The organism is Pseudomonas sp. P5_B3 (assembly GCF_056400405.1).
Map to the genome: position 1 here is coordinate 200,768 of NZ_JBFULI010000002.1, position 14,508 is coordinate 215,275.

8 protein-coding genes are annotated in these 14,508 nt (G+C 60.5%); 1 reads left to right on the plus strand and 7 read right to left on the minus strand.

Features of this window, described 5'->3' with window-relative positions:
- Positions 1–14: 14 nt before the first annotated feature.
- On the plus strand, positions 15–1,334 hold the full coding sequence (locus AC1DRN_RS02145) for an MFS transporter (RefSeq protein WP_263289574.1): 1,320 nt from the start codon (positions 15–17) through the stop codon (positions 1,332–1,334).
- Between the two features lie 153 nt (positions 1,335–1,487).
- On the opposite strand, the gene hemE is transcribed toward AC1DRN_RS02145, so the two are convergent.
- The 7 genes from hemE to AC1DRN_RS02180 form a co-directional block, all read right to left on the minus strand.
- Complete coding sequence (gene hemE, locus AC1DRN_RS02150) at positions 1,488–2,555, minus strand: uroporphyrinogen decarboxylase (protein ID WP_223457753.1); 1,068 nt, start codon at positions 2,553–2,555, stop codon at positions 1,488–1,490.
- A 254-nt stretch (positions 2,556–2,809) separates the two neighbouring features.
- Entirely contained in the window at positions 2,810–4,228 is a 1,419-nt protein-coding gene (locus AC1DRN_RS02155) for an FAD-dependent oxidoreductase (protein WP_223457755.1), read from the minus strand.
- A gap of 32 nt (positions 4,229–4,260) precedes the next feature.
- Entirely contained in the window at positions 4,261–8,706 is a 4,446-nt protein-coding gene (gene gltB / locus AC1DRN_RS02160; protein WP_223457756.1) for a glutamate synthase large subunit, read from the minus strand.
- Between the two features lie 349 nt (positions 8,707–9,055).
- On the minus strand, positions 9,056–10,651 hold the full coding sequence (locus AC1DRN_RS02165) for an AAA family ATPase (RefSeq protein WP_223457757.1): 1,596 nt from the start codon (positions 10,649–10,651) through the stop codon (positions 9,056–9,058).
- A gap of 10 nt (positions 10,652–10,661) precedes the next feature.
- Positions 10,662–11,762 carry a 3-dehydroquinate synthase gene (gene aroB / locus AC1DRN_RS02170; RefSeq protein WP_223457759.1) on the minus strand — a complete coding sequence of 367 codons (1,101 nt, stop codon included), beginning with the start codon at positions 11,760–11,762 and terminating at the stop codon, positions 10,662–10,664.
- A 150-nt stretch (positions 11,763–11,912) separates the two neighbouring features.
- Complete coding sequence (gene aroK, locus AC1DRN_RS02175) at positions 11,913–12,431, minus strand: shikimate kinase AroK (protein ID WP_015093141.1); 519 nt, start codon at positions 12,429–12,431, stop codon at positions 11,913–11,915.
- Between the two features lie 4 nt (positions 12,432–12,435).
- Positions 12,436–14,505 (minus strand): type IV pilus secretin PilQ, encoded by a 2,070-nt coding sequence (locus tag AC1DRN_RS02180; RefSeq protein WP_223457762.1) that lies wholly within the window; start codon positions 14,503–14,505, stop codon positions 12,436–12,438.
- Between the last annotated feature and the right edge of the window lie 3 nt (positions 14,506–14,508).

A 14,508-nucleotide genomic window follows, 5' to 3' on the forward strand; every position in this document is an offset into this window, starting at 1 on the left:
CATTAGCCAGCTATATGATTTTTTCATTGCCTGACCGGCTGCGCCCTCCGAGGTCCAACGTGAAAACTGCTGTCGCCCCACTCGCCCATGAAGTTCCTCCCGCAGCAGCGGACGCTATCGCCGCTGAGCGGGCGGAGATCTACATCGAAAAAGGCACGCCGGCGTTCATGCGCACGGTGCTGGCGTTGTTCTGCGGCGGCTTCGCGACCTTCGCCCTGCTCTACTGCGTGCAGCCGATGATGCCGCTGCTGTCCCACGAGTATTCCATCAACGCGGCGCAGAGCAGCCTGATCCTGTCTATCGCCACCGGTATGCTTGCCATCGGCCTGCTGATCACTGGCCCGATTTCCGACCGTATCGGGCGTAAACCAGTGATGGTGGCCGCACTGTTCGCCGCTGCGCTGTGCACCATGGCCAGTGCAATGATGCCGAGCTGGCACGGTGTGCTGCTGATGCGGGCGTTGATTGGATTGTCGTTGAGCGGTCTGGCCGCGGTTGCGATGACTTACCTGAGCGAAGAGATCCACCCACAGCACATCGGCCTCGCCATGGGCTTGTACATCGGTGGCAACGCGATTGGCGGGATGAGCGGACGCTTGATCACCGGGGTTTTGATCGACTTCGTCAGCTGGCACACGGCGATGCTGGTGATCGGTGGCCTGGCGCTGATCGCCGCGGCGGTGTTCTGGAAAATCCTCCCGGAATCGCGCAACTTCCGCGCCCGCTCGCTTCACCCGCGCAGCCTGCTCGACGGTTTCACCATGCACTTTCGCGACGCCGGCCTGCCCCTGCTGTTTCTTGAAGCCTTTGTGTTGATGGGCGCGTTCGTCACGCTGTTCAACTACATCGGCTATCGCCTGCTGGCCGCGCCGTACCACATGGAACAGGCCTTTGTCGGCTTGCTGTCGGTGGTGTACCTGTCGGGCATCTACAGCTCAGCGAAAATCGGCTCGCTGGCCGACAAACTCGGTCGCCGCAAAATGCTCTGGAGTACCATCGCGCTGATGATCGGTGGTCTCGCCTTGACGATGTTCACGCCGCTGCCGCTGGTGATCATTGGCATGCTGATCTTTACCTTCGGCTTCTTTGGCGCCCACTCGGTGGCCAGCAGCTGGATCGGCCGCCGCGCCACCACGGCCAAGGGGCAGGCATCGTCGCTGTACCTGTTCAGCTATTACGCCGGTGGGAGCATCGCCGGAACGGCAGGCGGCGTGTTCTGGCACCTGGGCGGCTGGAACGGGATCGGGTTGTTCATTGGCACGCTGCTGGTGATTGCGCTGCTGGTCGCGTTGAAGCTGGCGAAGTTGCCGTTGTTGAGTGATGCAAAGACCTGAGATAGCCTTTTTCTGCCAGCCACAAACCACTGTGGGAGCGAGCCTGCTCGCGATTGCGGAGTGTCAGCCAATACATTTTGCTGACTGATCCACCACWATCGCGAGCAGGCTCGCTCCCACATTTTGTACTGGGCGTTTTTTATCGGGCAGCGATCACTCGTGATATTGCGCCGACAATTCATGCACGGCACGCAGGAATGCACCAGCATGTTCCGGATCGACTTCAGGCGTAATGCCATGACCGAGGTTGAACACGTGGCCGCTGCCCTTGCCGTAGCTGGCCAGAATGCGCCCGACTTCAGCGCGAATCGCTTCCGGCTTGGCGTAGAGCACGGTCGGATCCATGTTGCCTTGCAGCGCGACCTTGTCGCCAACACGGGCACGGGCGTTGCCTATGTCGCAGGTCCAATCCAGACCCAACGCATCGGCGCCAGCCTCGGCAATGCTCTCCAGCCACAGGCCGCCATTCTTGGTGAACAGGATCACCGGCACCTTGCGACCTTCGTGCTCGCGGATCAGGCCGCTGACGATTTTGCGCATGTAGGCCAGGGAGAATTCCTGATACGCCGCAGCGGACAGGTTGCCGCCCCATGTGTCGAAGATCTGCACCGCTTGTGCACCGGCCATGATCTGGCCGTTGAGGTAGCCGGTGACCGACTGCGCGAGTTTATCCAGCAGCAGGTGCATGGCTTGCGGGTTGTCGTAGAGCATGGCCTTGGTCTTGCGGAAGTCTTTCGACGAGCCGCCTTCGACCATGTAGGTCGCCAGGGTCCATGGGCTACCGGAGAAACCGATCAACGGTACGCGGCCATTCAGTTCGCGGCGGATGGTGCTGACCGCGTCCATCACATAGCCCAGGTCTTTCTGTGGGTCAGGAATCGGCAGGGATTCGATGTCGGCCAGGGTGCTGACGACTTTCCTGAAGCGCGGACCTTCACCGGTTTCGAAGTACAGGCCCTGGCCCATGGCATCGGGGATGGTCAGGATGTCGGAAAAGAGGATCGCCGCATCCAGCTGTGGATAACGGTCGAGCGGCTGCATCGTGACTTCGCAAGCGAACGCCGGGTTCATGCACAGGCTCATGAAATCGCCGGCCTTGGCGCGGCTGGCGCGGTATTCAGGCAGGTAGCGACCGGCCTGACGCATCATCCACACGGGGGTGACGTCTACGGGTTGCTTGAGCAGGGCGCGCAGGAAACGGTCGTTCTTCAGGGCAGTCATGTCGGCATCCGGAAAAAAAGTGAGGGCATTTTCTCAGAGCCGGGCGCAAAAGGCACGGCAAGAGCGGAGGCTTTTGTCTTTCGGGTCAATTTGTCGCAATGAAATACAGAGTTTAGCAACACCGCGAAACAACTGTGGGAGCGAGCTTGCTCGCGATGGCGGCATCACATTCAACATTTCTGTCGACTGGTCCACCGCTATCGCGAGCAAGCTCGCTCCCACAGGGGGTATTGCATTTGGCTCTGGATCGGGGGTTACACGCCCAGATAATCCAGGATCCCTTCCGCCGCATTGCGGCCTTCGAAGATCGCCGTTACCACCAGGTCGGAACCGCGCACCATGTCGCCACCGGCGAAGATTTTCGGGTTGCTGGTCTGGTGCTTGTACTGACCTTGTTCCGGCGCCACCACGCGGCCCTGGCTGTCGGTCTGGATCTCGAACTGTTCGAACCACGGCGCCGGGCTCGGGCGGAAACCGAAGGCGATGACCACGGCGTCGGCCGGGATGATCTCTTCGGAGCCCGGGATTGGCTCGGGGCTGCGACGGCCACGGGCGTCCGGTTCGCCGAGACGGGTCTCGACCACCTTCACACCTTCGACCTTGTCTTCACCAACGATGGCGATCGGCTGGCGGTTGTAGAGGAATTTCACGCCTTCTTCCTTGGCGTTCTTCACCTCTTTGCGCGAGCCCGGCATGTTCGCTTCGTCACGACGATAGGCACAGGTCACTGCCTTGGCGCCCTGGCGGATCGACGTACGGTTGCAGTCCATCGCCGTATCGCCACCGCCCAGCACCACAACCTTCTTGCCTTTCATGTCGACGAAGTCTTCCGGCGACTTTTCAAAGCCCAGGTTGCGGTTGACGTTGGCGATCAGGAAGTCCAGTGCGTCATGCACGCCCGGCAGGTCTTCCCCGGCAAAGCCGCCCTTCATGTAGGTGTAGGTGCCCATGCCCATGAAGACCGCATCGTATTCTTCGAGCAGTTGCTCCATGGTCACGTCCGTGCCTACCTCGGTGTTGAGGCGGAACTCGATACCCATGTCGGTGAAGACTTCGCGACGATTGCTCAGCACGGTCTTTTCCAGCTTGAACTCGGGGATGCCGAAGGTCAGCAGACCGCCGATTTCCGGGTTCTTGTCGAACACCACCGGGGTCACGCCGCCGCGCACCAGCACGTCGGCACAGCCCAGGCCTGCAGGCCCGGCACCGATGATCGCGACACGCTTGCCGGTCGGCTTGACCTTGGACATGTCCGGGCGCCAGCCCATGGCGAACGCGGTGTCGGTGATGTACTTCTCCACCGAACCGATGGTCACCGCGCCGAAACCGTCGTTGAGGGTGCAGGCACCCTCGCACAGACGATCCTGCGGGCACACCCGGCCGCAGACTTCCGGCAGGGTGTTGGTCTGGTGCGACAGCTCGGCGGCCTGGAGGATGTTGCCCTCGGCCACCAGCTTCAGCCAGTTGGGAATGAAGTTGTGCACCGGGCACTTCCACTCGCAATACGGGTTACCGCAACCCAGGCAGCGGTGGGCCTGGTCGGCCGACTGCTGGGGTTTGAAGGGTTCGTAGATTTCCACGAACTCTTTCTTGCGTTGACGCAACAGTTTCTTCTTCGGATCCTTGCGCCCGACCTCGATGAACTGGAAGTCATTATTCAGACGTTCAGCCATTTTAAAACCTCATCAAACTCTTCAGGCGCATATCACTGCGGATTGGCACGGGTGCTGGAAAGCAACGATTTCAGGTTGGCAGCCTTGGGCTTGACCAGCCAGAAACGGCGCAAGTAGTCATCGAGGTTTTCGGCGAGTTCACGACCCCACTCGCTATCTGTTTCCTCGACGTACTCGTTCAGCACGTTTTGCAGGTGGCTGCGGTAGGCTTCCATCGCCTCGCCGCTGATCCGCTGGATTTCCACCAGTTCGTGGTTGACCCGGTCAACGAAGCTGTTGTCCTGGTCGAGCACGTAGGCGAAACCGCCGGTCATGCCAGAGCCGAAGTTGTAACCGGTCTTGCCCAATACGCAGACGAAACCACCAGTCATGTACTCGCAGCAGTGATCGCCAGTGCCTTCCACCACAGTGTGGGCACCAGAGTTACGCACGGCAAAACGCTCGCCCGCGGTGCCGGCAGCGAACAGCTTGCCGCCAGTAGCACCGTACAGGCAGGTGTTGCCGATAATGGCACTGTCCTGGGTGCGGTAGACGCTGCCCTTGGGCGGAACGATCACCAGCTTGCCGCCGGTCATGCCCTTGCCGACGTAGTCGTTGGCGTCGCCTTCCAGGTACATGTTCAGGCCGCCAGCGTTCCACACGCCGAAACTTTGCCCGGCCGTGCCTTTGAAGCGGAACGTGATCGGCGCGTTGGCCATGCCCTGGTTGCCGTGCTTGCGCGCGATTTCGCCAGAGATGCGCGCACCGATGGAACGGTCGCAGTTGCAGATTTCCAGGTCGAACTCGGCACCGCTCAGGTCATTGATCGCCGAGGTGGCCATGGTGACCATTTTCTCGGCCAGCAGGCCCTTGTCGAACGGCGGGTTGCGTTCCACACCGCAGAACTGCGGTTTGTCCGCCGGCACGTGGTCGCTGCCCAGCAACGGAGTCAGGTCCAGGTGATGTTGCTTGGCGGTCTGTCCTTCGAGGACTTCCAGCAGATCGGTACGGCCGATCAGCTCTTCGAGGGAGCGCACGCCCAGCTTGGCCAGCCACTCACGGGTCTCGGTGGCGACGTAGGTGAAGAAATTCACCACCATGTCGACGGTACCGATGTAGTGATCCTTGCGCAGCTTCTCGTTCTGGGTCGCAACGCCGGTGGCGCAGTTGTTCAGGTGGCAGATGCGCAGGTATTTGCAGCCCAGAGCGATCATTGGCGCGGTGCCGAAGCCGAAGCTTTCAGCGCCGAGGATTGCCGCCTTGATCACGTCAAGGCCGGTTTTCAGGCCGCCGTCGGTCTGCACCCGGACTTTGCCGCGCAGGTCGTTGCCGCGCAGGGTCTGGTGGGTTTCGGCCAGGCCGAGTTCCCACGGAGCGCCCGCGTATTTGATCGAGGTCAGCGGCGATGCACCGGTGCCGCCGTCGTAGCCGGAGATGGTGATCAAGTCCGCATAGGCCTTGGCCACACCGGCAGCGATGGTGCCGACGCCCGCTTCTGCTACCAGCTTCACCGAGACCAGCGCCTGCGGGTTGACCTGTTTCAGGTCGAAAATCAGCTGCGACAAGTCTTCGATCGAATAGATGTCGTGGTGCGGCGGCGGCGAAATCAGGGTCACGCCCGGCACTGCATAACGCAGCTTGGCGATCAGACCGTTGACCTTGCCGCCTGGCAGTTGACCACCTTCGCCAGGCTTGGCGCCCTGGGCGACCTTGATCTGCAGCACTTCAGCGTTGACCAGGTACTCCGGGGTCACACCGAAACGGCCGGTGGCGACCTGCTTGATTTTCGAGCTCTTGATAGTGCCGTAGCGCGCCGGGTCTTCGCCGCCTTCGCCGGAGTTGGAACGCGCACCGAGGCGGTTCATGGCTTCGGCCAGGGCTTCGTGAGCTTCCGGCGACAGGGCGCCCAGGGAGATACCGGCGGAGTCGAAGCGCTTGAGCACCGATTCCAGCGGTTCGATTTCGCTCATATCCAACGGCGTGTCGAGGGTTTTGACTTTCAGCAGGTCGCGGATCATCGACACCGGGCGGTTGTCCACCAGCGACGTGTATTCCTTGAACTTGCTGTAGTCACCCTGCTGCACGGCGGCCTGCAGGGTGTTGACCACGTCCGGGTTGTACGCGTGATATTCGCCACCGTGGACGAACTTCAGCAAACCACCCTGCTGGATTGGCTTGCGCGGGCTCCAGGCTTCTGTGGCCAGGGCCTTCTGCTCAGCTTCGATGTCGACGAAACGCGCACCCTTGATGCGACTCGGTACGCCTCGGAAGCTCAGGCTGCAGACTTCCTCGGACAGGCCGATGGCCTCGAACAACTGCGCACCGCGGTACGAAGTGATGGTCGAGATGCCCATCTTCGACAGGATCTTGAGCAGCCCCTTGGTGATGCCTTTACGGTAGTTCTTGAACACCTCGTAGAGGTCGCCCAGCACTTCACCGGTACGGATCAGGTCGCCCAGCACTTCGTAAGCCAGGAACGGATAAACGGCGGAGGCGCCGAAACCGATCAACACGGCGAAGTGATGCGGATCGCGAGCGGTCGCGGTTTCCACCAGGATGTTGGAGTCGCAGCGCAGGCCTTTTTCGGTCAGGCGGTGGTGCACCGCGCCGGTCGCCAGGGATGCGTGGATCGGCAATTTGCCTGGAGCGATGTGACGGTCACTCAGTACGACCTGAGTGCGACCGGAGCGCACGGCTTCTTCAGCCTGATCGGCAACATTGCGGATTGCCGCTTCGAGACCGACGCTTTCGTCGTAGTTGAGATCGATGATCGCGCGCTCGAAGCCCGGACGATCGAGGTTCATCAGCGAGCGCCACTTGGCCGGGGAAATGACCGGCGAGCTGAGAATCACGCGCGAAGCGTGTTCCGGCGACTCCTGGAAAATGTTGCGCTCGGCACCGAGGCAGATTTCCAGCGACATGACGATGGCTTCACGCAGCGGGTCGATCGGCGGGTTGGTGACCTGCGCGAACTGCTGGCGGAAATAGTCGTACGGCGTGCGCACGCGCTGGGACAGCACGGCCATCGGCGTATCGTCGCCCATCGAGCCCACGGCTTCGTAGCCCTGTTCGCCGAGCGGACGCAGCACCTGGTCGCGCTCTTCGAACGTGATCTGGTACATCTTCATGTATTGCTTGAGCTGATCGACGTCGTAGAACGCTGAACCGTGGTCATTGTCTTCCATGGTCGCCTGGATGCGCAGGGCATTCTTGCGCAGCCATTGCTTGTACGGATGACGGGACTTGAGGCGGTTGTCGATGGCGTCGGTGTCGAGGATCTGACCGGTTTCGGTGTCCACGGCAAAGATCTGGCCAGGTCCCACACGGCCCTTGGCGATCACGTCTTCAGGCTGGTAGTTCCAGACACCGATTTCCGAGGCCAGAGTGATGAAGCCGTTCTTGGTGGTGACCCAACGCGCCGGACGCAGACCGTTACGGTCGAGCAGGCACACCGCGTAACGACCGTCGGTCATTACCACGCCGGCCGGGCCGTCCCACGGTTCCATGTGCATCGAGTTGTATTCGTAGAACGCACGCAGATCCGGGTCCATGGTCTCGACGTTCTGCCACGCCGGCGGAATGATCATCCGCACGCCACGGAACAGGTCGATGCCACCGGTGACCATCAGCTCCAGCATGTTGTCCATGCTCGAAGAGTCGGAACCCACGCGGTTGACCAGCGGGCCGAGTTCTTCCAGGTCCATCAGATCGTTGGTGAACTTGGTGCGACGGGCCACGGCCCAGTTGCGGTTGCCGGTGATGGTGTTGATCTCGCCGTTGTGCGCCAGGAAGCGGAACGGTTGGGCCAGCGGCCATTTCGGCAGGGTGTTGGTGGAGAAGCGCTGGTGGAACACGCAAATCGAGGTTTGCAGGCGCTCATCGCTCAGGTCCGGATAGAAGGCGGTCAAGTCCGCCGGCATCATCAGGCCTTTGTAAATGATGGTCTTGTGCGAAAAGCTGCAGACGTAGTGGTCGGTGTCAGCGGCGTTGGCCACAGACGAGCGACGACGGGAGGTGAACAGTTTGACGGCCATGTCCTGATCGCTCAGGCCTTCACCGCCGATGAACACTTGCTCGATCTGCGGCAGGCGCTCAAGGGCCAGGCGGCCGAGGACACTGGTGTCGATCGGCACTTTGCGCCAGCCGACGAGTTGCAGGCCGGCGGCAAGGATCTCGCGGTTCATGTTCTCGCGAGCGGCTTCGGCTTTGACCGGGTCCTGGTTGAAGAAAACCATGCCCACAGCGTATTGCTTGGGCATTTCGACGCCGAAGGTTTCCTGGGCGATGGCTCGCAGGAACACGTCCGGCTTTTGAATCAGCAGACCGCAACCGTCACCGGTCTTGCCGTCGGCATTAATCCCACCGCGGTGGGTCATGCAGGTCAGGGCCTCGATGGCCGTTTGCAAAAGGGTATGACTGGGCTCGCCCTGCATATGGGCTATCAGGCCGAAACCGCAGTTATCCTTGAATTCATCTGGTTGGTACAGACCTGCTTTCATAGACACTTTCTCACCAGGCTGCTTCTCGCGAAGCAAATTTCTTTTCAATTCAACCACTTGCCATCCACGCCGAACGTACGCCAGCTTTGCGGGGACAAAAGGGAGGTCATTGTACACACCGACACTTAGCCTCACAAATTTGACGACGAAATGCCGCAAATCTATGTCGCATTTGTGAAAGGTTTAAAGCGATCTGCTGTGCTAGTCAAAACTTTTTTTAATTTTGACCGCAACGACTCAAAGACTACTGTGACGCAGACACCACAAGGCACGCAGCCCGGAAGGCGGCGCGCGCTTGTAGAAATTTTGAGGTGCTTGGAGAGGCGGCCTGGGTAAGGCCGCCGAATCTTCAGCGAGTTGTTGCCAGTTCCTGTTGGACGCTGGCGACAGTGCGAGGCCAAGGTTTACCAGCCTGAACCTTCGCTGGCAAGGCCTTGATGGCGGAAACAGCTGCATCACGATTGGCGAAGTTGCCGTAGGTGATCACGTAAAGCGGCTTGCCGTTGAGGACTTTCTTGAAGTAACGGTACTCGCCGCCCTGCTCCTTGACGAAGCTTTGCGCGCTCGCTTCAGAGCTGGTGCCAAGGATTTGCACCACGTAGTTGCCCGGTGCTTGCCCTGCGTACCAGGTGCCGCCAGCAGCCTTGGCCGCCGGAGTCGGAGCCGGTTTCTCGGCAGGCTTGGCCGCAGCAGCAACGGCTGGCTTGGCTGGGGCTGGAGCAGGTTTGGCCACTGGAGCAGGCGCTGGCTTGGCGGTGGCGACCTGAGTCGGCGCAGGGGTCGGCTTGGCCGCTGGCGTCGGCGCAGGACCGGCAGGAACACCCACAGGCGGTGCGGTTGTGGTGACGGTCGGCGGTGTGGCGCTGGAACCTTCAACCGGCACGCCGTCGTCGCCCTCGGTAATGCCACCCGCGGCTTCAGCCAGCGGACCGCGCATGACCGGTTGCGAGTTACCGACCAACGGCAACGGCATCGGCTGCGTATTACCGGCGAATTCGACGGCCGGAGCACCGCCATTCGCTGTTGGCTGACCCTGGCCAAGCGGCAGTTGCGCCTGTTCGTTGGCCGGTGCACCCGTGGTCGGTGCCTTGTTGCGACCCGGCATCAGCCAGGCGGCAGCTACCGCGACCACGACCACGGCGGAAATCGCCAATACGTGTTTCTTCGGCATATTGAACCCCATTTTTGGACGCTTGACCGCTGAGCGGCTGGCGATCATGGCTTCGATCATTGCATCGCGGGCGACCTGATTGATGCTGCCAGGCCAACCTTCGGAGCTTTCGTGAATATCAGAGATCTGATCTGCGGTGAAAAGTTCGATACCGCGACCAGCGCCTTCAAGCCGCTGCTCCAGATATTCGCGGGTTTCTTCCTCGGTGTAGGGTTGCAACTCGATGACATGGAAACGCTCTTCCTCGAGATGCAAAGCCTCAAGCTGAGCAATCAGCGAAGTTTCACCGAACAGGAACACATGCGGGCGGCCTTCAGGCGCGCCGGCAGCCAGGGTCATCAGCGCCTCAAGGGCGGACTCGTCGAGTTGTTCGGCGTCATCGACCAGCAGATAGACTTCCTGCCCGGTCAGTGCAAGCTGCACCACCTGGGCCAGAATAGCGTCGGCATCAGCCTGGGCAACGTTCAGCGCCTGGGCCACCTGACGCAACACCCCGGCCGCATCGCCGGCGCCGCGGGCGGACACCACCAGACTTTGTACCGATTGCTTGTTGGTGCTGGCAACCAGGGCCTGACGCAACAGGGTCTTGCCACTGCCCTCGGGACCGGTGACCACCAGCAGCAACTGGCTGTAACGCGCCAGGTGATGCAGTTGTCCCAGCACGGGCTTGCGCTGGGCCGGGAAAAATTTGAAGCCAGGCACCCGAGGAGCAAAAGGGTCATGACTCAACTGGTAATGGCCGAGGAAAGCCTCGTCGGCATGCAAACTAGTCATCGTGTTCTTATTAACCTTTAAGCTGGGCCAGGGCGCGGTAGTCTGCCCCCAGCGTGGCCTGTAGAACCTCTTTCGGATAATCGTCGGTCACCACCGCTTCACCCATGCGGCGCAGCAGCACCAGGCGCAAACGACCGTCGATCACTTTTTTATCAATGGACATGTGTTCGAGAAAATCGGCTTCTGTCATCTCTTCTGGCGGAATGACCGGCAGACCCGCACGCTGGAACAGACGAATGCCGCGATCACGCTCCTGCTCGCTGATCCAGCCCAGTCGCCTGGACATTTCCAGCGCCATTACGGTGCCAGCAGCCACAGCTTCACCATGTAGCCACACACCATAGCCCATGTGGGTTTCGATCGCGTGGCCAAAAGTGTGGCCCAGGTTCAAGGTGGCACGAACACCGGTCTCTTTCTCATCGGCGCCGACCACCGCCGCCTTGGCCGCGCAGGAGCGCTCGATGGCATAAGTCAGGGCTTGTTGATCCAGATTGCGCAGGCGGTCGACGTTGTCTTCAAGCCAGGTCAGGAAAGGCTCATCACAGATCAGCCCGTACTTGATGACTTCGGCCAATCCGGCGGACAGCTCGCGCGCCGGCAGGGTATTGAGGCTGGCAGTATCGATCAGCACCACGTTGGGCTGGTAGAAGGCGCCGACCATATTCTTGCCCAGCGGATGGTTGATCCCGGTCTTGCCGCCCACCGAAGAGTCGACCTGAGACAGCAGCGTGGTCGGAACCTGAATGAAATCGACGCCGCGCTGGTAGCAGGCGGCGGCAAAGCCGGCCATGTCACCGATCACACCGCCACCGAGGGCGATCACTGTGGTGCGGCGGTCATGCCGGGCAGTCAGCAGGCCGTCGAAAATAAGTTGCAGGGTTTCCCAGGTCTTGAAGGCTTCGCCGTCGGGCAGCACCACGGAAATCACCGAGAACTGCGCCAGGCTGCGGGTCAGACGCTCGAGATAGAGCGGCGCAACAGTCTCGTTGGTGATGATCGCTACTTGCCGTCCGCGAATATGCGGGGCCAGCAGCTCGGGCTGATCCAACAAACCTTCGCCAATATGAATCGGGTAGCTGCGCTCGCCTAGATCGACCTTGAGTGTCTGCATGTGTCCCCACAGTGAAGATGAATCAGGCATCCTGCCCTGAGTTTACGAATATCCACGGCCTCTGCTGGTGTGACGCCGTTCGGTAGCCATCCGCCACAACCTTGAGCGGTCATGGCGCGACGTCGAGGATAGCGCATTTCGCGCGGCGCTTTAACGGGGTGGCAGCTGCTGCAAGCGCTCTAGAATGTCGAGTACGACCATTCGTGGCGGTCGCTCATCGGTTTCGACCACCAGGTCGGCAATTTCCCGATAAAGCGGATCGCGGATCGCCAACAGATCCCGAAGGGTCTTGGCCGGATCGGCAGTACGCAACAGTGGCCGATTGCGGTCGCGGGCCGTGCGACCGACCTGCTGCTCGACCGACGCATGCAGATAAACCACTCGCCCACCGGCATGCAGTGCCCGGCGATTGGCTTCGCGCATGACCGCGCCCCCGCCTGTCGCCAGCACCACACCGTCGTAATCGCACAGCTCGGCAATCATTGCCTGCTCGCGATCACGAAAGCCCGGTTCGCCTTCTTTATCGAAGATCCAAGGGATATTGGCGCCCGTGCGCAATTCAATTTCCTTATCGGAATCTTTGAATGGCAGGCGCAGCTCTTTGGCCAGCAACCGGCCGATGGTGCTTTTTCCAGCACCCATCGGTCCAACAAGAATCAAATTTCGCACAGAATCAATGACTCACAGCAATCGCCTGGTTATTCATGATACGCGGAGTGAGGAATACCAACAGCTCGGATTTTTTCTCCGAAACCACATCACGCCGGAAAAGGCGGCCAAGATACGGCACATCGCCAATAAATGGCACCTTATCTACGACCTTGCTCTGAGTATTTGAGAAAACACCGCCAATGACGATGGTCTCGCCATCGTTGACCAGGACCTTGGCGTTGACCTCGTTTTTCTTGATCGGCGGCACATCCTGGACCTTGTTCAGGAAGTCCGGTTCGTCCTTGGTCACCTTGACCTCCATGATGATCCGGTTGTCGGGCGTGATCTGCGGCGTCACCTCCAGCGACAGCGAAGCCTCCTTGAACGACACCGAAGTCGCGCCACTGGAACTGGCTTCCTGATAGGGAATCTCAGTGCCTTTGAGGATTTTGGCGGTTTCCTTGTCGGACGTGACCACCTTGGGCTGTGAGACGATTTCCCCGTTACCGGTTTTTTCCATCGCCGTCAGCTCCAGGTCCAGCAAGACGTTATCGGTGATGAACGCGATGCCGATTCCCGAGGTGTTGTTGGCTACGCCCATGTCGACGAACGGTGAGTTGGTGCTGGTACTGCCGGGTGTACCGATGGTCGATGACCCATTGAGTCCATTGCTGACGCCGGAGGTGTTCCAGTTGCCCTTGTTCTGTATCGAACCACCCCAGCGCACCCCAAGGCTTTTGTCATAGTCGACGTTGGCTTCGACGATCCGCGCCTCGATCATCACCTGACGCACCGGGATATCCAGCTGCGTGACAATCCTGCGCAGCTCGTCAAGCCGGTCCTGGGTCTGGTAGGCAATGATGTTGTTGGTGCGCTCATCGACGGTGATCGACCCCCGTTCGTCGGGTTTCGCTTCGGCACTGGTCACCGACTGGAAGAGCTTGGCGATGTCCGCCGCCTTGGCGTAGTTGACCTGCAACAGCTCCCGACGCAATGGCGCCAGATCGGCGATCTGCTTCTGTGATTCCAGCTCCTGGCGCTCACGGGCAGCAATTTCATCGGCCGGCGCAACAAGCAGGACATTGCCGACCTTGCGCTTGTCCAGCCCCTTGGTTTTCAGCACCAGATCCAGCGCCTGATCCCACGGCACGCTCTGCAAGCGCAGGGTAATCCCCCCTTGTACCGTGTCGCTGGCCACCAGATTGAGGTTGGTGAAGTCGGCGATCAGTTGCAGTACCGAGCGCACATCAATGTCCTGGAAATTCAGCGAAAGTTTCTCTCCGCTGTAGGCGTGTTGCCCGGCATTGCGCTTTTGCAGGTCGTCGGCCGTCGCCGGGCGAACGCTGACCGTGAGCTTGCTGTCGGTCTGATAGGTCGAATAATCGAACCTGCCACCAGGCTCAATGCTGATGGTCGCTCGATCGCCGCTCGCGCTGGCATTGACGAACTGCACTGGCGTGGCGAAATCCTTCACATCCAGACGCACGCGCAACGGCTCGGGCAATCGGGTTTTGGCAAAGCCAACGATGATCTTGCCCTCGCGCTCTTGTATATCGGGCGCCATCGATGGATCCGACAAGTCGATCACCACATTGCCCTCGCCCTGCGTGCCGCGCTGAAAATCCACACCCCGAATGGCCTTGCCTGCCGGCGTAGCGGCGCGTGCCGGAACCGGCATTGCCGTGGCCGCCGGCCTGGATGTCGACGGTTTGACACCCTGCCCGACAACTACCAGCAAATTGTTGCCTTCAATTCGCGAGTCGTACGGGGCCAACTGGGTCAGGTTGATGATCAACCGCGTACGGTCCCGGGCTTCCACCACCGTTGCACTACGGGCATTTCCACTGCCGAGATCGCGAGTCTTGCTGGCCAGCTGACTGGCGACACCCGGCAAATCCAGGGCAATCCGGGCCGGCGACTCCGTCGTATAGCCGTGGGGCACCGGGGGTGGCGCATCGAACGACAACTTCAACTCGACACGGTCTCCCGGCAGCGCAGCGACATCCAGCGCCTTGAGATTGGCCGCTTGTACCATCGGCGACAACAACGCTATCCATAGCGAAAGGCCGACGGTGGAGAGAATCCTGTTCATTAT

What these genes read in the sequence shown, in the direction of transcription:
- AC1DRN_RS02145 (WP_263289574.1), top strand. Translation starts at nt 15, where the DNA reads ATGATTTTTTCATTGCCTGACCGGCTGCGCCCTCCGAGGTCCAACGTG.
- hemE (WP_223457753.1), bottom strand. Translation starts at nt 2,555, where the DNA reads ATGACTGCCCTGAAGAACGACCGTTTCCTGCGCGCCCTGCTCAAGCAA.
- AC1DRN_RS02155 (WP_223457755.1), bottom strand. Translation starts at nt 4,228, where the DNA reads ATGGCTGAACGTCTGAATAATGACTTCCAGTTCATCGAGGTCGGGCGC.
- gltB (WP_223457756.1), bottom strand. Translation starts at nt 8,706, where the DNA reads ATGAAAGCAGGTCTGTACCAACCAGATGAATTCAAGGATAACTGCGGT.
- AC1DRN_RS02165 (WP_223457757.1), bottom strand. Translation starts at nt 10,651, where the DNA reads ATGACTAGTTTGCATGCCGACGAGGCTTTCCTCGGCCATTACCAGTTG.
- aroB (WP_223457759.1), bottom strand. Translation starts at nt 11,762, where the DNA reads ATGCAGACACTCAAGGTCGATCTAGGCGAGCGCAGCTACCCGATTCAT.
- AC1DRN_RS02180 (WP_223457762.1), bottom strand. Translation starts at nt 14,505, where the DNA reads ATGAACAGGATTCTCTCCACCGTCGGCCTTTCGCTATGGATAGCGTTG.